Source organism: Kribbella sp. NPDC055071, from assembly GCF_053608045.1.
This window is the reverse complement of record NZ_JBSGUS010000013.1, coordinates 74,649-93,073: the sequence shown is the minus strand read 5'-3', so window position 1 is coordinate 93,073 and position 18,425 is coordinate 74,649. Positions and strand designations below refer to the sequence as shown.

Below are 18,425 nucleotides of genomic sequence, written 5' to 3'. Positions count from 1 at the left end.
CTCGCAATCGTTTCTGTGCCCGTCGAAGTCGTGACCGGATGTGATCGATCCGGGACTGTCCGAGCCGCCGGATACGGTGACCTCCAGACCCGGAAGACTGCGGGCGGGATGTTCACAACTTGGGAGGATGGCGTCATGGGTGGATTGGTCGAGCGGCTCCGGGCCGAGGTGGCGGGACCGGTGCTGGTGCCTGCGGACGAAGGGTTTGCAGGCGGGCTGGCCGGATTCAACACGAACGTCGTCCACACTCCCGACGTGGCGGTCGGGATCACCAGCGAGGCCGACGCCGTCGCGGTCGTGCGGGCCGCGGCCGAGACGGGGACGCCGATCCGCGTGCTGGCGACCGGTCACGGATCGTCATCGCCGGTGACCGAAGGCATCCTGGTCACCACGTCCCGGTTGGCGGGCGTGACCGTCGACCCCGACGCGAAGCTGGCCCACATCAACGCCGGCTGCGCCTGGGGCGAGGTGGTCGCGGCCGCTGGTGAGCACGGGCTTGCGCCGATCACCGGCGCCTCTGACGTGGTCGGCTGCATCGGCTACACCCTCGGCGGCGGGATCGGCCCGCTGGCGCGGACGTACGGTGTCTCGTCCGATTGGGCGCGCGGCTTCCGCGTCGTCACCGGGTCGGGCGAGGCCGTGACCGCCAGCGCCACGGAGAATCCGGAGCTGTTCTGGGCCTTGCGCGGCGGCAAGGGCGGATTCGGCATCGTGCTGTCGATGGACTTCGCCCTGGTCGAGCTGACCACTCTGTACGGCGGATCCGTCTTCTTCGACACCGAGCACATCGAGCCGGTGCTGACTGCCTGGACCGACTGGATCACAACGCTGCCCGAGACCGCGAACTCGTCGCTGGTGATCCTGCGGCTGCCGCCGTTCGACTTCATCCCCGAACCGCTGCGCGGCAAGACGGTTCTCAACGTGCGCTGGGCCTTCGTCGGTGATGTTGCCGAGGGCAAGCGGTTGTTCCAGCCGATCCGCGACGCCGCGCCGGCGCTGATCGACGCGGTCGGCGAGATGCCGGCGACCGACATCGCGCTCATCCACAACGACCCGAAGAACCCGACCGCGGTGTTCGACCGCAGCGTCTTGCTGACCGAGCTCGACGGCGAGTTCGTGACGGCGTTCATCGAGGCCCTGGGTCCGGACCAGCAGGTGCCGTTCGTCGCGGCCGAGATCCGCAATCTCGGTGCCGCTGTGGCGCGCGACGTGCCCGAAGGAAGCGCGGCCGGCGGTCGCGGCGGTGCCAACAGTCTGGTGCTGATCGGCGCGCCCGATCCGAGTCTGTTCGAGTCGGTGCTGCCGGCAACCACTTCGGGCGTCCTGGCGAAGCTGGACCCGTGGATCTCACCCGAGCACATGGTCAACCTGGCCGGCGGGTTCTCGATCCCAGGTTCGTACCAGGCGAGCTGGCCGGCCGAGACCTTCGAACGGCTCGCCGACGTGCGCTCGACGTACGACCCGGACAAACTCTTCCCGTACGGTCCTGCATAGGCTGGGCCTGTGAAGCTTGCTGGGCGGATGGAACGACTGGGGACCGAATCGGCGTTCGAGGTGCTGGCCAAGGCTAAGGCGCTGGAGGCGAGCGGACGCGAGATCGTGCACCTCGAGATCGGCGAACCCGACTTCGACACTCCCGCGCATGCGGTCGCGGCCGCCCAGCAGGCGTTGGACCGAGGCTTCACGCATTACGTGCCGGCACCCGGGATCCCGGAGCTGCGGACCGCTGTCACCGAGTTCCTCGACCGCACCGGGCGCCTGCGGACGACGCCGGACCGGGTGCTGATCACGCCGGGCGCGAAGCCGATCATGTTCTTCACGATCATGGCTTTGTGCGAGGAAGGCGACGAGGTTCTCTACCCCGATCCCGGCTTCCCGATGTACGCGTCGATCGCGGCGTTCGCGGGCGCGAAGCCGGTGCCCGTTCCGCTGCGGGAGGAGAACGGGTTCGTCATCGATCCCGACGAGCTGCGATCGCTGGTCACCGACCGGACCAAGCTCCTGATCCTCAACTCACCGCACAATCCCTGCGGGAGCGCATCAACACCTGAACAGTTGCAGGCGATTGCGGAGATCGCCATCGAGCACGACCTCGTCGTGCTGAGCGACGAGGTCTACTGGGCGCTGCGGTACGACGGCAAGCACCACAGCGTGCTCGACTTCGACGGGATGGTCGAGCGGACCGTCCTCCTCGACGGCTGGTCCAAGACGTTCGCGATGACGGGCTGGCGGCTGGGTTTCGGCGTCTTCCCGCAGCCGCTGGTCGAGCCGGTGACCCGCCTGCTGATCAACTCGGTCTCGTGTACGTCGGCCTTCAGCCAGTACGCCGCTATCGCCGCACTCGAAGGCCCGTGGGACGACGTCGATCGGATGCTCGCCGCCTTCCGCGATCGCCGCGAGGTGATGGTGTCCGGACTGAACGCCGTACCAGGTGTCTCGTGTGTCGAGCCGGAGGGCGCCTTCTACGCGTTCCCCAACATCAGCGAGCTCGGCGTGTCCGCGGCGACGCTCGCGGACCGACTCCTCGACGAAGCCGGCGTCGCCGTTCTCCCCGGCACCTCCTTCGGTGCGTACGGCGAGGACCACCTGCGCTTCTCGTACGCGAACTCGATCGACAACATCCGCCGCGCCCTCGACGCGTTCACGGCACTCGTCAACCAGTGACAGGCCGATTGCCGATCGACAGCGATTTGCCGACCAAGTAGTCGTAGCTGGCCCGGAGCGCGGTCATGATGTCGGTGTCCGAGCGATCGAGCTCGACGATGTGCCAATCGACCGCCGGGTTCGCCGCCAGGATCGGTGGGATGTCCAAACTGCCTTGGCCGACGGCAACCATGGCAGCCTCGGGTGTGACCGCCGGTCCGTCCTTGACGTGCAGGAATCTGACCCGATCGCCGAGCTCGCGGACCACCGTCACCGGATCCGCCCCGGCCAGTGCCGCCCAGTACACATCGAGCTCCACGAGGACGTCCGGACTGAGTCTTTTCAGCAGGACGTCGTACGCGCGTCGCCCATCGGGCAACGTGGAGAACTCCGACCAGTGGTTGTGGTACGCAACCCGCAGGCCATAAGCCCGCGCATTGGACGCGCCTTCATTCACCCGCTCCACCCCGCGCGCAATGCTGTCTTCGGTTGCGAACTCCTCGGCTTCGAGGCTCCACGCGAGCACCGGCGCACCGAGTTCGCTCTGCTCGTCGAGGATCCGCGCCGCCTCCGGACCAGCCGGGAACGGAGCGTGCGAGCTGCACAGCTCGAGTCCGAGCTCGTCGAGCATTCGCCGTACCGCAGATGGCTTCAGCCCATGGAGGCCGTACGCCTCGACGCCGACGTACCCGATCTCGCTGAGCTCTCGGAGGACCCGCGGAAAGTCCTGCTGCGCCAGCGCGAAGACCGACCACAGCTGAACGGCGATCGGACGCTTCACCCGATCGGGTCAGGCAGCTCGAAGGTCGTGGTCAGCGCTTGGGCCTGACCGGTCTTGGCTGCCTCGTCGGCCTTGAGCATGATCTCGAGGATGTGCCGCGCGTGCTCGAGATTCAGCATCGGACGGGTGCCGGTCGCGATGCAGTCGGCGAGGTGATCGACCAGGACCGCGCGATGCAGGTCCACCATCCGCCGCATCGGCGCGTCGCCGTCAGGCAGCTCAGGTGCGGTCCAACCGCGCAGTCCACCGACCGCGTCCAGCCGGAAGATCTCCAGCGCCGGACCGTCACCGCCGAACGGCCGGCCGCTCAGGTTGATGGTCCCCTCCCGGCCGAAGATCTCCAGCTTCGGGCCGCGGGCAGCATTCACGTTGAACGTCCCGTCGACCATCGCGAAGGTGGACTCGCCGAAGTCGAGCAGCATCAGCACGTTGTCGTCCGCGGTGACCTCGATCGTCTTCCCCTTGAACGGACCGCCGCGGACCGTCCTGGTCGGCTCGGTGATGCCGGACATGGCGACCACGCGCTTGGCCGGACCGAGGATCCCGGTGATCTCGTGGATCCCGTAGACGCCCATGTCGAACAACGGCCCGGAACCCTTTTGATAGAACCAGGTCGGATCCGCGGGCCACGCCCCCGACGCCGGCCCACCGTGCGACGACCGTACGCGCGCGAAGGCAACCTTGCCGATGGCACCTTCCCCGATCAGCCGCCGGGCCTCGGCGCGATCCGGGTAAAGGATGTTGTACGGCGCGCAGACGACGGTCAGCCCGCGTTCGTCGGCCAGCGCGCAGATCCGGTCCGCGTCGGCCATCGTGGTCGCGAGTGGCTTCTCGGTGGCGAGATGCTTGCCCGCTTCGAGGATCTCGATGCAGGTCTGGCCGTGGACCGGAATCGGCGTGAGGTTCACGACGGCATCCAGCTCGGCACCGGCGAGCATCGCCTCCAGACTCGTGAACGCCTGTGGGATGCCGAACGTCGCGGCAACGGACTCGGCCTGGCCGGGCACGACGTCCGCGATCGCGACGATGTCAGCCTTGTGCCGGATCGACGCGAGGTTGGGCAGCACACCGAGGCTGCCGGTGGCGATCATGCCTGCACCGAGGACGCCGACTCTCAACGGGCTCATGCGGGACCTTCCTGCGGGACGGCGGTTCGGCCTGCCTCGGCCGCTTCGTAGAAGGCAATGCACGCGGCCAGGTTGTGCCACGCATCGTCAACGGTTGCCACGGGCTCGGCCTCGCCGTTGATCACGTCGATCCAGTGATCGAGATCGGCACCCTGGTCATGCCGCCCTGGCGGCGTCAGCTCGACGGGACCGCTGAACGGTGCGTTGTCCCCGACCACCAGGAGTCGCCCGAGGACACCGTCCAACCGGACCGCGCCGTCGCTGCCGACCACCGTGTAGCTGGATTGGAAGCCGCCCTGCGGTGCGGTCCAGGTGCTCTCCATCGTCGCGACCGCTCCCCCGGCGAAGGTCGCCGTGGCCACGCCGTAGTCCTCAACCCCGAGCTCGGGACGAAGGTGCTTGGCCGTCTGTCCGCTGATCGCCACGATCTCCTCACCGAGGAGCCACCGCAGCAAGTCGATCTGGTAGATCGAGTGGTCCACCCAACCACCGCCCAGCGTCCGCACCGGATCGGCGAACCATCCTGGTGTGGGATCGTCGGACCACTGTCGTGGCAGCCCGGCCCACGCCGTCATCGCGGCACTGGTGAGCCGACCGATCCTGCCGTCGTTCAGCCATTGCCGCAGTCGCTGCGGTCCGGGTCCCAACCGCTGCCGAGACTCGGCCGGCAAGAAGGTGACACCCGAGCCGCGAACGGCGTCGACCACCCGCGACGCCTCCGCCAACGTGAGGGCCACCGGCTTGGTCGCGATGAGATGCTTGCCCGCGGTCGCGGCGGCGACGCACACGTCCGGGTTGAGATCCGGACTAACGAAACTCAGCACCGCGTCGACACCCGGATCGTCGACCAGCGTGTGCCAGTCCTTCTCCACCCGGTCAACGCCGTACCGGCCAGCAACCTCGGCGGCCCGGGCCGGATCCGAGTCCCACACTCCGGCGAGAGTGAACCGCTCCCGCGAACTCACCCCCGCCGCCAGCGGAAGCGCCGTGTACCAATGATCCAAGCCAACCAACGCGACCCGAAGACCGTTCATCGCTGCGTTCTCCCATGCTTCCACGAGCAGGAGAAAACAAGTCTGCCTTCACAACCCCCACACGGCAACCGCTTCCACTACCCATCAGACACCGCCCCGCGCCAGCTACTTGCTGCCGCGCGAAAGCCACCGCTCCGCGGCAGCTGCCTCTCGCCGCCTCCGGCGGGCGCGCGAACTGCTGATACGCCCTCAACTGGTGTGCGCGACAGGGGTGTCGTGACGCGCGAAACGACACCGCTGCGCGGCAGCTGACCTGTTGCCGCCTTCGGCGGGGCGCGAACTGCTGATACGCCCTCAACTGGTGTGCGCGACAGGGGTGTCGTGACGCGCGAGCCGACACCGCTGCGCGGCGGCTGACCTGTTGCCGCCTTCGGCGGAGGCGCGGATCCCGGATCCGCCGCTCGTGCGGTCTGCGCAGAACGACTGTGATGCGGCCGGGCCCTGCGGAGGGACTGTGGTGGCGCGGTCTCCGGGCTGCGTGATCGTGCCAGTCGGGCTGGCGTGCCTCAAGGGCGCCTTCGGCGTCGCTGCGCGATCTTCGACCCTTGACCCACACCACCGCGACCAGGGAAGGATCGCAGCTGTCCCGGAGCCGCTGACCCGAGTGGTCGCACATCGGAGGTGATCACGGGGGCGGAATCTGGTGAGGCCTTCGGTCCGGGGGTGGATGTAGTGAGGCTGCCGGGCCGGTCTAGTGGCGCCACGGTGTGATCAGAGCAGTGGACCGTGGTGAGGCTGCCGCTCGGGGTCGGTGTCGGGTGGGTGATCACGGCGGAGGATCCCCGCGAGTTGCGGGTTCTCTGCTGGTACTAGAAGGGTGAACCCACAACCCACGAGGTTATCCCCTCGTAGTGGGCCGGTTGGGAAGTGGATCGCTGTGGGGCAGCGGTCCGGGTGCCGCTGGCCAAACCCTCGGGGCGGTCGGTCGATGCCGTGGTGAGGTTGCCCCGCCCGGGCGGTGTTCATCTCATGGGTTATCGGCTGAGTTTGTCCGTTCTCCCACCGGGATTTCACCGGAGAACCGGCCATCTCGTGGGAGAACCCTCGAGGTGGTGGCCGGGGGACGGGGTGGTCTCGGGATGTGGGCGGGTTTGTCCGGGTGGCGGGATTGGCCTGGCGGGGAAGGGGGCCGGGAGGATCTTCTACCCGCAACGGGAAGAGATCCACCCCAGCCCGCGAGACACGCGGGCTACCGCACCAGCGAGTGGATGAATCTGCCCGGATCGCGAGATCCCAAGCCCGAGACAGCCCCCGCGCAACGGACACGTGCACACCAGCAGACCAGGACCGGCCCGTTCACCAGATTCCGCACCGAATCACACTGAACCAGACCAGCCCGGGACCACACCGACCAACCGGATCCACATCACCTGGCTCACAGCCCCCCGCGGGATCCGCGTAGCTGCGTCCTTCCCTGGTCGCGGCGGTGTGGGTCAAGGGTCGAAGATCGCGCAGCGACGCCGAAGGCGCCCTTGACGCACGCCGCCGTGACTAGCACCATCACGCAGCGGAGACCGCGAACCACAGTCCCTCCGCAGGGCCAGACCTAACCACAGTCCCTCCGCAAGGCCGCCTGAACCACAGTCCGCTCGGCGCACACCACATGAGCGGCGGATCCGGGATCCGCGCCCCCGCCGAAGGCGGCAACGGGCAGCCGCCGCGGAACGGTGTTCGATTTGGGACCCGCCGGAGGCGGTAACACAACGCCGCCGAGGAGCGGTGTCGTGTTAGCGGGGTTTGGTTTTGAGTTCGGCTTCTTGACGGCGGACTTCGGCTTGGGTGGCGCGTTCGCGGTCGAGCCAGTCGGGGTTCTCATCTCGGATGGCTTCGATTTCGTCGGTGGTGAGGGCCTCGGTGATGCCGGCCCGGGCCAGCCCGCTGATCGAGACGCCGAGTCGGGCCGCGACCACCGAGCGTGGGTGCGGTCCGTTCTTGCGGAGCTCGCGCAGCCACTCGGGTGGGTCGGTCTGCAAGGTGTTCAGTTCGTCCCGGGATACGACGCCTTCCTGGAACTCCGCCGGCGTGGCCTGCAGGTACACATCGAGCTTCTTCGCGGCCGTTGCGGGCTTCATCGTCTGGGGAGTCTTGCGCGTCGTCATGGCAGCAGAGTAGTCGGCCAACCCGCTACACCCGGTAGCGTGGAGCCCGTGACCGGGCCAACCTCCTTCCGGCTGGGCTACGTCCCCGGCGTGACACCCACCAAGTGGGTGCGGGTCTGGACCGAGCGACTGCCCCGGATCCCCCTCGAGTTGATCCAGGTCACGCCCGCCGACGCGCCCGCGCTGATCCGCGACGGCAAGGCCGACGCCGCTCTGCTCCGGCTGCCGATCGATCGCGACGGCCTGCACGCCATTCCGTTGTACGTCGAACAGACGGTGGTCGTGGTCCCGAAGGATCACCTGGTCACGGCGGCCGACGAGATCACCACGGCAGACCTCGCCGACGAGCTCGTGCTGCATCCGATGGACGACGTACTCGGATGGGACCGCCCATCGGGTCGGGTTGTCGACGAGCGACCGCCCAGCACCGCGGACGCGATCGCGTTGGTTGCCATGGGCACCGGGCTGGTCGTCGTTCCCCAGTCGTTGGCCCGCCTGCATCACCGCAAAGATCTCACCTACCGGCCGCTGACCGACGCGCCGGAGTCGCAGGTCGCGCTGGCCTGGCCGGAGCGTGACCCGTCGGAGCTGATGGAACAGCTCATCGGCATCGTCCGCGGCCGGACCGTCAACAGCAGCCGTGGCGCGACTCCACCTGCCGCCAAGAAATCCGCACCAGCCAAGAAGGCGGCGCCGAAGAAGGCAGCACCACAGAAGGCAGGGCCGAACAGGTCAGCCGCTCGGAACACTCCTGGTCGGAAGAAACCACGCCGCTAGCATTCGGTTGAGTACTCAACTACTATGGATCGTAGTCCCAGCGAGTGGAGTGCGAACATGGCGATCTTCCGGTTGAATCACGCGGTGCTGTACGTCCGGAACGTGGCGGAGAGCGTGGCGTTCTACCGCGATGCTCTGGGCTTCACCTACACCGACGGCGGTGACGCGATCCCGGGCGCCGCGTTCCTGCGGGCACCGGCGTCGACCAACGACCACGACCTCGGGCTCTTCGAGCTCGGTGCGCAGGCCGGGCCGTCGGGTGCCGGCCGGTCGACGGTCGGGCTCTACCACTTGGCGTGGGAGGTGGACACGCTCGGCGATCTCCAGGATCTCGCCGCGACGCTCACCGAGCACGGGGCGCTGGTCGGCGCGTCGGATCACGGTACGACGAAGTCCCTGTACGGCAAGGACCCGAACGGACTCGAGTTCGAGATCGTCTGGATCATCCCGGCCGACCTTCTCACCGAAGAGGACCGCGCGAAGTCAGGTGTCGCCCGCCTGGACCTCGCAGCCGAGGTGGCCAAGTACGGTCGCGATGCCCGCAGCGGCGTCGGCATCTCCCGCACTCACGCCTGAGCAGTCAGGACACCAGCCCCGACGCGATCCGCAGCGAGTTGGCCAGAACGGTCAGGACTGGGTTCACCCCACCGTTCGTGACGTGGACCGAGGCATCCGCGATCCACACGTTGTCGTGACCCCACACGCGCCCGGACGGATCCGTCACCGACCGCGCAGGATCGTCGCCCATCCGGCACGAGCCGGCCTGATGCTGACCGCTGCTGGCTCGCCCCAACGTCCCAACGCTACCGGCAACCGTCCGCACGGCGCCCGCCTCTTCCAACCATTGCCGAGCCTTCGCGCTCATGAAGTCGTGCGCCCGGACATCCTCGGGATGGATCGATCCGCTGGTCCGCACCACCGGATTCCCGAAGCGGTCGACGACCGTGGGATCGACCTGCACGCGTGATTCGGCCGACGACACCTCCTGGATCGGCCCGACCACCCGGAGCGTCCGTCGCGTCTCGCGCCGCATGGCCTCCTTCCCGGCCGCGCCGGCCGGCGGAATCAGCCCCGAGCCGGTCAGATAGTCGTACGTCGCAGCCGGCGTCGGCACGAATTCGTTGGCGAGCATCCCACCGCCCACGATCCCGTCGTTGCCGTGCCGGAAGTCGCACGTTGCGATCGACACCCCGGGCCCGACCAGATCCATCACTTCGTCGTCGAAGAGTCCCACGGCCCCGCTGTACACATGGGCCTGGAGATAACGGCCGACCTGATCCTGGTTGTTCCCAAGCCCATTCGGCTCATCCGAGTGCGCGCTGTTCAGCAACAAGCGCGGTGTCTCGGACGCACCCGCGGCCACCACAACCTCGGCGCATTCCACGGTCCGTCGCCAACTCCCGCCGTACCCGTCGTCTGCGACCACCGCCACGCCGACGACTCGCCCGGCGGAGGTCACCAGCCGCTCGGCCGTCGTCTCGGTGACGAGCGTGCAGTTGCCCGTGGCCAAGGCGGCCGGCAACGCGGTGTTGTGCGTCCCACCCTTCGCCTCGACCGGACAGGCAAAGCCGACGCACTGCGCGCAGCGGACGCAACCGGCCCGGCCTTGGTAGTCGACCGAGTTGATCAACAGCGGTACGTCGAGCGTCCCCCAACCCAACCGGTCGGCTGCGGCCGCAAGGCGCTCGGCCGGACCTGTCCGCGGCAACGGCGGCATCGGCAAGGGGATCGACCGCGGCTCATGCCACGGATCCACGCCGCCACCGCTCACCCCGAACCGCTGCTCGGCCAACGAGTAGTAAGGCTCGAGCTCGTCGTACGTGATCGGCCAGTCCGCGAGAGCACTCCCAGCCGGTACGCCGTACGTCGTGGCCATCGTGAAGTCCCGCGGCACGAACCGCCACGCCTGCGCGCCGTACACCCGGGTGCCCCCACCGACGGTGAACGCATTGTTGCCCCACCCACCATCCGGCGGCAGAACCCGAGCCGGTACGCCGTCAACCACGCTGACCCGTGGACGCCCGGCCGGATCGGGATCGGTCCCACCCGGCAGACCCGCTCCCGACCGTGGGTTGCGGAGATGGTCCTGGGAGAGCGATCTCGTGGACGGATACCGACCCAGCTCCACGACCAGCACCGACCGCCCGGACTCGGCCAGGACCTGCGCCGCCGCTCCCCCGCCGGCGCCCGAGCCGATCACGACACAGTCATATCGGTCGGCCAGCGCCGACCGCGGTGTGATCGTCAGCTCGGTCTGAACCGTCGCGAACTCACCCGTTTGCCAGCCCACCATCTCCCAGGCAACGGGCTGCGCATAGAACCCCTGCGCCACCAGCCGGACAAGCCACGCGCCATCCTCATCCGCAAGCACGTCCGCCAACGAAGACGCCACGCGGGCGAGAGCGCGCTCTACCCGCTGTTGCCAGTCCGGCCGATCGAGCGTCAGCACCCGCTCGACGAATGCCACAGCCCCGGCCTCCGCCGCCGACGGGAACTCGTCCGCCGGTACGGCCAGCTCCGCCAACCGCTCCAAGGTCATCCGCTGCTCATCAGCCAAGCGCACAAGCAGATCCTTCCATTAGACGGAGGTGTGCAGCGGCCCGCCGTTGTACGCGATCGCGTCACCCAGCGCCTGCGCCAGGTCCACGTCCCCGGCGGTAGGCAGATATTCGCGATGCAGATTCAGCACCAGACGCTCCGCGTCGGCCCAGTCGGCGAATTCCCCCAGGTCGCACCGTCGAGCCGCCTCCAACGGAGTCAGGCCGTCCCGCTTCCCAGCGGCAGCGGTCTCCAGCACGAGTTGGTAGTACCGCGTCAGCTTCGAGAACACCTCCGGCACGTCAGCGCCTCGCAGCACAGGTCCATGACCCGGTACGACGTACTCCGCGCCGAACGACCGCATCCACTCGAGCGCCCGGATCCCGCCCTCGCAAGAGCCCATCGCCATCAGTGGAGTCAGTCCGTTGAACACCAGATCGCCGGTGAACAGGACCTTCTCCGCGGGCAACCAGACCACGAGATCACCGGCGGTGTGCGCCGGATACCCGGGATGGTGCAGCTCGATCCGTCGTTCGCCACTGAACAGGACGAGCTTGGACTCGATCACGACGTCCGGCAGGCGCCGCTCCTTGATCCCCCAGTCCGGCACTGGCGCCCACGCGGGCGGGCACTGGTCGAACAGCGGATCCGCCGCGAGCGCCGCTCGCATCGCTTCGTGCCCGATCAGGACCGTTGACTCAGGCAACAAGCTGTTGCCGTAGCTGTGATCACCGTGCTGATGCGTGTTGACCGCCCAGCGCGGCGCGTCCACGCCAGTGGTTTTGGCCGCCAGCCCGAGGAATCGGCTGGTCCGCTCCGCTGTCGCGCAGGTGTCCACTATCAGCTCGCCGTCGATCACCCCGGCGTTGTTGACCCACCACGTCCCGTCGGGCTGCATGTACGCATACACCCCGTCGACGACCTCGCTCAGTACCCCGTCCGCAGGCCCCATCAGAGCTTGCCGTCGTTCAGTTCGGCGAGTTTGCTGAAGATCCGTTTGCGCGTCAGCGCGCCGGCCTCGCTCACTGCAACCACGCCGTACGACGACAGGTCGAGATCGTGGCGTGGATCGCCAGGGCGGTACGGCAGCTCGAAGCCCGCGAAGCTGAACCAGAACGCCGCCGCGAGCTCGACCTGCTCGAACTCCTGGGCGAGGTCGAGCAGGTACTGCACCTGCTCGTCCTCGTCGCGCTCGTACGTTCCCTTGATGGCCGGCGGGTCGACGCTTCGGTCGACGATCATCCAGCCCGATCCACCCCGATCGGCGGCACCGCGATAGGCGCAGCACCCGAACTCGGTGATCGCCACCGGTTTGCCCCAGGTGAACCGGCCTTTCAGGTCCTCGGCGAACGTGGCCGCGTTGGCGGCGTCGCGATACGCGTCGACGCTGACGATGTCGAACAACTCCCAGTTCACGTCCTCCCACAGACCCGCGGCGTACGTGATCCGGCCGCCGAAGACCTCGCGCGCCGCCGCGACCATCTGCTGCTGGACCTCACCCCAGCGCGCGAATCCGGCGTACAGCTCCGTGAGCTTCGCCTGATCGGTCCAGGTGGCCGGATCGGTCATCACCGCGATCCGCTCCGCCGACGTCTCGCCCGGCACAAAACCCTTGCAGAACACGGAAAGCTCACACCCCAGCACCAGTACGACGTCTCCGCGGCCGGACTGCCGCAGGACCTCGGCCCGGGTCCCGCACTCGGTCAGGAAGGCGATGAACTCGGCCGGCTCGAGATCCACCGGGACCGGCGAGAACCACAACTCCAGGCCGGCGTCGAGGGCCGCCTCGCCCGCGATCATCAGCCGGTCCGCGGTGTTGCCCGAGACGCGGACGGCCGGGGCGTGCAACTCGTCGGCGATCATCCGCAGCTCGGCCCGGACCGCGCCGGCGTCGAACCGCTCGCGCGTGCTGCGACCGTCGAACCGCAGGCCGGTGTCGTAGTTCACCCCAACTGGACGCATGCCAAGCAGCCTAGACCGCGCACCGATCACGACCGGGATGACGACTGGTAGCGGGCGATCGACCGGGCGCAGTCGATCGACTCGGTCTGCGAGCCCGCCCGGAGCATCTGGACGATCCCGGTCTTTCCCGAACTGGAGCCGCCGTTGATGATCATCAGCCGAGCCGTCACGGCTGCAAGGCTAACGGCTGTGCGCTCGTGGGCTCCACGGATTTCCGGCGCGCCAACCCGAGGACCGGAAGCGCGCAGACCTGGATCGCAGCAGTCAGCAGGTAAGCCGGCCCGTAGCCCCAGATGTCCGCGGAGCGACCCAGCGCCGGCTGGATCACGACCCCACCCGCCGACGCGAGCAGGTTGTCCGACGACAGTACGGTCGCCCGTTGCGCCGACGGGATGTGACTGTTCAAGTACGCCTGCCGGACCGGGCTCATCGCGGCGAACATCGTGGCCCACACCATCAACAGCACCAGCGCAGCCGCGAACGACGTCACCAGGCCGATCAGCGCGATCACGACACCCGAGGCGGCGACCGCGATCACCAGGATCAGCACGCGGTCCTTCACCAGGCGGGCGACGTACGACGCGGACGCGCCACCCGCGATCTGGGCACCAGCCACGATCCCGGCCGACAACCCGGCGATCCAGTAGGAGCCCGCGTGACCGTAGAGCTGGAGCAGATACGGCTGCGCGGCGTAGAAGCCGTACACACTGGCGCCGGCGGTGAACGGACCGGCCAGCATCAGCCAACGAACCGGCGGATTCCCCAGCCCGTGGCGGAGCGAAGCGCGCAGGATCCCGCCCATCTCCGCACGCACCGACACCCGGGGCTTGGGCGTGAACCCGATGTCGCGCATCGCCCGCCAGGCCACCACGAACGTGACCGCGAGCAAGAGTGCGCGAGCGACGTACGGCGCGCCGAGGTTCGACACCTGGGCGAGGAATCCGCCACCGATCGAGCCGACCATCATCGCGATCCCGTTCGCCACCTGACCCTTGGCGAAGGCATCGTCGAGCGATCCGCGGTAGCCGGTCGCGTGCAGCCCGTCGACGAGCCAGGCCTCGGTCGCACCGCTGAAGAAGGTGAACCCGAGTCCGAGCAGCGCCGACGCCACCGCCCACGCCCCGAACGGCGCGTGGACCCGCCACAGCAACAGGTAGAGCAACGTGGACCCGAACAGCGTGATAGTGCCGAGCAGGTACGACGTACGCCGTCCGATCGTGTCCGCGACAACGCCGGTCGGGATCTCGAACAGCACCATTCCGGCGGTGAAGAACGCGTTCGCGGCGAATGCCTGCCCGATACTCAGCCCCGCGTCCAGCAGGAAGAGCGTGTTGATCCCCCAGATCATCGACGACGCGCCCGTCGACACCACAACCAGCGTGAGGTAGGTCCGCAGTACCCGCTCCGGTGTCATCACTGTCTCCTGTCTCGTCACACCAGGAACGTCGGAGCGGGCGCCGGCCCTTCGACATCCGCGGGATTGCAACCTGGGACGGGTATCGTCCCGCCCGTGACGGATCCCCAGCAGGCAGGCACGGAAGACACTCCGGGTACCGCCGGAGCCAGTGCCAGCTCACCCGATGTCGGCACTGCACAGAACAATTCCGGCCACCCTCCGAGCGCCAACCTCCACAACACGGTCAAGCTCGCCGTCGTCGTCGGGGCGCTCGGGGTCGTGTTCGGCGACATCGGCACGAGCCCGATCTACACCCTGCAGACGGTCTTCAGCCCGAGCGATCCGCACCCGGTGCCGGTCAGTCCCGACAACGTGTACGGCGTTGTCTCGACGATCTTCTGGTCCGTCATGATCATCGTCACAGTGACGTACATCCTGCTCGCGATGCGCGCCGACAACGACGGCGAGGGCGGCATCATGGCGCTCATCACGCAATTGCGCCGCTACGGCGCGCAGCGTGGCCACAAGGTCGCGATCACCCTGGCCGCGGTCGGCATCTTCGGCGCCTCGCTGTTCTTCGGTGACAGCATGATCACCCCGGCCATCTCGGTCCTGTCCGCGGTCGAGGGCCTCAAGGTCGTCCAGCCGTCGCTGGCCGAATGGGTCGTCCCGATCACCGCGGTCATCATCGTCGTACTGTTCCTGGTCCAGCGCCGCGGCACCGAAGCGGTCGGCCGGATCTTCGGGCCGGTGATGATCCTGTGGTTCCTGGTCATCGGCGCGGCCGGGATCGGCGGCATCGTCGAGGACGCGGCCATCCTGAAGGCGATCTCCCCGACGTACGCGATCGGGTTCCTGGTCCACCACTTCCACATCGCGTTCTTCGCGCTGGCCGCGATCGTGCTGTCGGTCACCGGCGCCGAGGCCCTGTACGCCGACATGGGCCACTTCGGCCGCCGTGCGATCACGCGCGGCTGGTTGTTCCTCGTCCTGCCGGCGTGCACGCTGAGCTACTTCGGCCAGGGCGCGCTGATCCTCAAGGACGAGTCCAACATCAGCAGCCCGTTCTTCCTGCTCGTCCCCGAGTGGGGCCGGCTGCCGCTCGTCCTGCTCGCGACCGCGGCCACCGTGATCGCGTCGCAGGCCGTGATCACCGGGGCGTACTCGGTCGCCTCCCAGGCCGCGCAACTCGGCTACCTCCCGCGGCTCCGGGTCGCGCACACCTCGGCGACCACCATCGGCCAGATCTACGTACCGTGGATCAACTGGTTGCTGCTGGTCTCGGTGCTGACGCTGATCTTCGCGTTCCGCAGCTCGGCCGCGCTGGCCTACGCCTTCGGGATGGCGGTCACCGGCACGATCACGATAATGACGCTGCTGTTCTTCTACGTGGCCCGGCAGCGCTGGAACATCCCGCGGTGGCTGATCGGGATCGGCGCGACGTTGCTGCTGGCGGTCGACCTGCTCTTCGTCGCCGCGAACCTGACCAAGCTCGTCCACGGCGCCTGGCTGCCGCTGCTGATCGCGCTGACCGCGTTCACGATCATGACCACCTGGCAGCGCGGACGCGTGGTCGTCAGCGCCGAGCGCGCCAAGGCGGAAGGCCCGCTGCAGGAGTTCGTCGACGAGCTTGCCTCCGGCGAGCTGCCCGCCCGGACGGTTCCGGGGACCGCGATCTTCCTCAACCGCGGCAACGCCACCGCACCCCTGGCGCTGCGCGCCAACGTCGAGCACAACCAGGTGCGGCACGAGCACGTCGTGATCGTGTCGATCGACACCGAGCCGATTCCGCGCGTGCCGGAGGACCAGCGGGCCGTCGTCGACGATCTCGGGCACGGCGAAGACGGAATCACCCATGTCACCGCGAGATTCGGCTACATGGAGACGCCCGACGTTCCCGCCGCGCTGGCCACGCTCAAGCCGGAGGACACCGAGGGCCGCCTGGATCTCGAGCACGCCTCGTACTTCCTGTCGAAGATCGAGCTGCGCGTCGGCAAGCAGCACACGATGGCCGGCTGGCGGAAGCATCTGTTCATCGCGACCTCCCACATCACCGCGGACGCCGCCGAGTACTTCAACCTCCCCCGCGACCGGACAGTCATCATCGGATCGCACATCGAGGTCTAGAGCCAGGGCGGCAGGGGTTCTGCCGGACGTCCGTCTGCGGTGCGGACACCGTCGTACGGGCGTCCGGCGAGGAACGCGGCGACCTCCGGCAGTACGCCGGCCAGCTCCGGTACGTCGTCGCGCATCGTGCGGATGTCCGTACACAGGGCCTCGAGGAACCCCGCCGGGAGATCCGCGAAGGTGACACCGGTACCGAGGTCGACAGCGTGGATCATCACCTCTCGGCTGCGCATCCACGCGACATAGCTCGCGGGGATCTCCCGCCCCTGAGCCGAACGCACCGGCCGCTGCCACTGCTCGTCACTCAGCTCAGCCATCGAGTCCGCGAGCACCCGCGCCGACTCGTCGAACCACGCGAGCAACTCGTCGGCCGATCGTAGTGCGCCCGCCTCGATATCCGCGTTCCGTTGCTCGGCCGACGTGTACATGGCCCGCTCTTCGCCAGTCCTGGCCCAGTGGACCAACCGGCCGATCGCCTCCGCGTTCAAGGACAGGTGGGCGGCAACGTGCTTGCGGCTCCACCCGGGGAGCAGCGACGGGCCGTTCAGGTCAGACAGCGCTCTCCGGGACAACGTCGTACCATCGGTAATCCACTCGTGCGACCGCGTCAGCTCAATCGTCTCGACCATAGGGTGAGTATTCCGCAGTCACCGCGTACGGCGCGGGTTCTTGCAGCACTGTGGTGATCTGGCGAAACTGAGCCGGTGAAGGAGGCGACCCGGGCATGGTGACGACAATCGGGGTGGTCGGGCCGTCCGATCTGGTGACGTCCAGCAGCCGGATCATCCGAGCGCTGCGCGGGGTCGAGGTCGTCCCGCTGCGCTACCGGCGTGAAACCGACACGCCCCAGGTGATGGCCGCGGCGCCACCGAGTGTCGACGCCTGGCTGTTCACCGGCGTCGTCCCGTACCAGCTCGCCGCGGCGAACGACCTGCTCGATCGGCCGGCCGCCCACGTCGAGTACACCGGCGCCACGCTCATGCGCGCGCTCGTGCAGTTGCTCCGCGAAGGCCACGACATCACCTCGATGAGCATCGACGTACTGGACGAGGCCGAGGTCCACGAGACCCTCGACGAGGTCGGCCTGCCGACCCGCGGGATCCACGTGCTCCCGTACCACCCTGGTCTGAGCTCGGACGACGTGATCGCCTTCCACCGCGAGGCGAAGGCTGGGATCGCGATCACCTGCCTGCGATCGGCGTACGAGAAACTGCGGACCGGGCAGACCACCCTCCGGCTGGCGCCGTCGGTCCACTCCGTGCGGGCGGCGGTGAACAGCCTGCTCCTCGTCCAGGACGCCCTGCGCAGCGACGACGCCCAGATCGCGCTCGGCCTGGTCGAGATCGCGGAGGACGGCGAGAGCGCGCTCCGGCGCGAAGCCAGTTCGCTCGGCGGCAGCGTCATCAGGTACGACGACAAACGGCTCCTGGTCGTGACCACGCGCGGACCACTCGAGCAGGCGACCGCCGCGTTCACCGAGCTGGGGATGCTGACCCGGCTCAAGGAGCAGTTCGGGCCGGTGCGGATCGGATTCGGTATCGGCGGCTCCGGGGTGGAGACCGAGGTGCTGGCCCGTCGAGCGCTCGGCCGGGCGAGGACTGCCGGCCGGACCGCGGCCGTGGTCTCGTTGCGTAACGACATCGACCTGATCCTGGTCGGCGGCGCGGCTCCGCGGGCCCAGCAGCGCTCCAAGCTGCAACTGCTCGCGCAGCGGGCCGGGTTGTCCAAGGCAACCCTCGAGCGGCTGCAGGAGCTCGTGCACGCCACGCAGGACGACGGACTGACGACACGGTCCGTCGCCGATCACCTCGGGATCCAGCCGCGGACGGCCCGCCGGGTCCTCAACCGGCTGGAGCGCGCGGGGCTCGCGGATGCGACCGGCACCCAGCTCGGCACCGGCAGCGGTCGCCCGCTCGTCGTGTATCGCGTTCACCTGTGATT

16 protein-coding genes are annotated in these 18,425 nt (G+C 68.3%); 6 read left to right on the top strand and 10 right to left on the bottom strand.

Features of this window, described 5'->3' with window-relative positions:
- The first annotated feature begins 135 nt into the window (after positions 1–135).
- Together ACWF4Z_RS22115 and ACWF4Z_RS22110 are read left to right on the top strand one after the other, a co-directional pair.
- Entirely contained in the window at positions 136–1,494 is a 1,359-nt protein-coding gene (locus ACWF4Z_RS22115) for an FAD-binding oxidoreductase (RefSeq protein WP_452244998.1), read from the top strand.
- 9 nt (positions 1,495–1,503) lie between these two features.
- Complete coding sequence (locus tag ACWF4Z_RS22110; protein WP_452244997.1) at positions 1,504–2,664, top strand: pyridoxal phosphate-dependent aminotransferase; 1,161 nt, start codon at positions 1,504–1,506, stop codon at positions 2,662–2,664.
- Here the strand turns inward: ACWF4Z_RS22110 and ACWF4Z_RS22105 are convergent.
- From ACWF4Z_RS22105 to ACWF4Z_RS22090, 4 genes are all read right to left on the bottom strand, one after another.
- Positions 2,654–3,424: a sugar phosphate isomerase/epimerase family protein gene (locus ACWF4Z_RS22105; protein ID WP_452244996.1), complete on the bottom strand. Its 771-nt coding sequence runs from the start codon at positions 3,422–3,424 to the stop codon at positions 2,654–2,656. The two genes, ACWF4Z_RS22110 and ACWF4Z_RS22105, sit on opposite strands and share 11 nt — an antisense overlap.
- Positions 3,421–4,551: a Gfo/Idh/MocA family protein gene (locus tag ACWF4Z_RS22100; RefSeq protein WP_452244995.1), complete on the bottom strand. Its 1,131-nt coding sequence runs from the start codon at positions 4,549–4,551 to the stop codon at positions 3,421–3,423. Before ACWF4Z_RS22100 ends, ACWF4Z_RS22105 begins: the two co-directional genes overlap by 4 nt.
- Positions 4,548–5,585: a Gfo/Idh/MocA family protein gene (locus tag ACWF4Z_RS22095; RefSeq protein WP_452244994.1), complete on the bottom strand. Its 1,038-nt coding sequence runs from the start codon at positions 5,583–5,585 to the stop codon at positions 4,548–4,550. Before ACWF4Z_RS22095 ends, ACWF4Z_RS22100 begins: the two co-directional genes overlap by 4 nt.
- Before the next feature lie 1,727 nt (positions 5,586–7,312).
- Positions 7,313–7,684, bottom strand: coding sequence for a DUF5997 family protein (locus tag ACWF4Z_RS22090; protein ID WP_452244993.1), 372 nt, complete (start codon positions 7,682–7,684; stop codon positions 7,313–7,315).
- 48 nt (positions 7,685–7,732) lie between these two features.
- Here ACWF4Z_RS22090 and ACWF4Z_RS22085 point away from each other — a divergent pair, with 48 nt between their 5' ends.
- Positions 7,733–8,461, top strand: coding sequence for a LysR family substrate-binding domain-containing protein (locus ACWF4Z_RS22085; protein WP_452244992.1), 729 nt, complete (start codon positions 7,733–7,735; stop codon positions 8,459–8,461).
- 24 nt (positions 8,462–8,485) lie between these two features.
- The gene (locus ACWF4Z_RS22080) at positions 8,486–9,037 is read left to right on the top strand and encodes a VOC family protein (RefSeq protein WP_452244991.1); all 552 of its coding nucleotides are present in this window, start codon (positions 8,486–8,488) and stop codon (positions 9,035–9,037) included.
- A gap of 4 nt (positions 9,038–9,041) precedes the next feature.
- On the opposite strand, the gene ACWF4Z_RS22075 is transcribed toward ACWF4Z_RS22080, so the two are convergent.
- The 5 genes from ACWF4Z_RS22075 to ACWF4Z_RS22055 are packed head-to-tail and all read right to left on the bottom strand — an operon-like array spanning position 9,042 to position 14,375.
- The gene (locus ACWF4Z_RS22075; RefSeq protein WP_452244990.1) at positions 9,042–11,024 is read right to left on the bottom strand and encodes a GMC oxidoreductase; all 1,983 of its coding nucleotides are present in this window, start codon (positions 11,022–11,024) and stop codon (positions 9,042–9,044) included.
- Positions 11,025–11,039: 15 nt separating this feature from the next.
- Positions 11,040–11,951: an MBL fold metallo-hydrolase gene (locus ACWF4Z_RS22070; RefSeq protein ID WP_452244989.1), complete on the bottom strand. Its 912-nt coding sequence runs from the start codon at positions 11,949–11,951 to the stop codon at positions 11,040–11,042.
- On the bottom strand, positions 11,951–12,961 hold the full coding sequence (locus tag ACWF4Z_RS22065; protein WP_452244988.1) for a hypothetical protein: 1,011 nt from the start codon (positions 12,959–12,961) through the stop codon (positions 11,951–11,953). Before ACWF4Z_RS22065 ends, ACWF4Z_RS22070 begins: the two co-directional genes overlap by 1 nt.
- Positions 12,962–12,987: 26 nt before the next feature.
- Entirely contained in the window at positions 12,988–13,131 is a 144-nt protein-coding gene (locus ACWF4Z_RS22060) for a hypothetical protein (RefSeq protein WP_452244987.1), read from the bottom strand.
- On the bottom strand, positions 13,128–14,375 hold the full coding sequence (locus ACWF4Z_RS22055; RefSeq protein ID WP_452244986.1) for an MFS transporter: 1,248 nt from the start codon (positions 14,373–14,375) through the stop codon (positions 13,128–13,130). The genes ACWF4Z_RS22060 and ACWF4Z_RS22055 overlap by 4 nt, the downstream gene beginning before the upstream one ends.
- Before the next feature lie 96 nt (positions 14,376–14,471).
- Between ACWF4Z_RS22055 and ACWF4Z_RS22050 the strand changes: the two genes are divergently transcribed.
- Positions 14,472–16,484: a potassium transporter Kup gene (locus ACWF4Z_RS22050; RefSeq protein WP_452244985.1), complete on the top strand. Its 2,013-nt coding sequence runs from the start codon at positions 14,472–14,474 to the stop codon at positions 16,482–16,484.
- Here the strand turns inward: ACWF4Z_RS22050 and ACWF4Z_RS22045 are convergent.
- Positions 16,481–17,113: a maleylpyruvate isomerase family mycothiol-dependent enzyme gene (locus ACWF4Z_RS22045; protein WP_452244984.1), complete on the bottom strand. Its 633-nt coding sequence runs from the start codon at positions 17,111–17,113 to the stop codon at positions 16,481–16,483. The two genes, ACWF4Z_RS22050 and ACWF4Z_RS22045, sit on opposite strands and share 4 nt — an antisense overlap.
- A 95-nt stretch (positions 17,114–17,208) precedes the next feature.
- On the opposite strand from ACWF4Z_RS22045, the gene ACWF4Z_RS22040 reads away from it, so the two are divergent.
- Positions 17,209–18,423 carry a helix-turn-helix domain-containing protein gene (locus ACWF4Z_RS22040; RefSeq protein WP_452244983.1) on the top strand — a complete coding sequence of 405 codons (1,215 nt, stop codon included), beginning with the start codon at positions 17,209–17,211 and terminating at the stop codon, positions 18,421–18,423.
- Positions 18,424–18,425: the final 2 nt, after the last annotated feature.

Excerpts from the sequence above, each read along its gene's own strand:
- ACWF4Z_RS22045 (WP_452244984.1), bottom strand. The coding sequence starts at position 17,113 with ATGGTCGAGACGATTGAGCTGACGCGGTCGCACGAGTGGATTACCGAT.
- ACWF4Z_RS22115 (WP_452244998.1), top strand. The coding sequence starts at position 136 with ATGGGTGGATTGGTCGAGCGGCTCCGGGCCGAGGTGGCGGGACCGGTG.
- ACWF4Z_RS22070 (WP_452244989.1), bottom strand. The coding sequence starts at position 11,951 with ATGGGGCCTGCGGACGGGGTACTGAGCGAGGTCGTCGACGGGGTGTAT.
- ACWF4Z_RS22080 (WP_452244991.1), top strand. The coding sequence starts at position 8,486 with ATGGATCGTAGTCCCAGCGAGTGGAGTGCGAACATGGCGATCTTCCGG.
- ACWF4Z_RS22100 (WP_452244995.1), bottom strand. The coding sequence starts at position 4,551 with ATGAGCCCGTTGAGAGTCGGCGTCCTCGGTGCAGGCATGATCGCCACC.
- ACWF4Z_RS22090 (WP_452244993.1), bottom strand. The coding sequence starts at position 7,684 with ATGACGACGCGCAAGACTCCCCAGACGATGAAGCCCGCAACGGCCGCG.
- ACWF4Z_RS22095 (WP_452244994.1), bottom strand. The coding sequence starts at position 5,585 with ATGAACGGTCTTCGGGTCGCGTTGGTTGGCTTGGATCATTGGTACACG.
- ACWF4Z_RS22055 (WP_452244986.1), bottom strand. The coding sequence starts at position 14,375 with ATGACACCGGAGCGGGTACTGCGGACCTACCTCACGCTGGTTGTGGTG.
- ACWF4Z_RS22040 (WP_452244983.1), top strand. The coding sequence starts at position 17,209 with ATGGTGACGACAATCGGGGTGGTCGGGCCGTCCGATCTGGTGACGTCC.
- ACWF4Z_RS22065 (WP_452244988.1), bottom strand. The coding sequence starts at position 12,961 with ATGCGTCCAGTTGGGGTGAACTACGACACCGGCCTGCGGTTCGACGGT.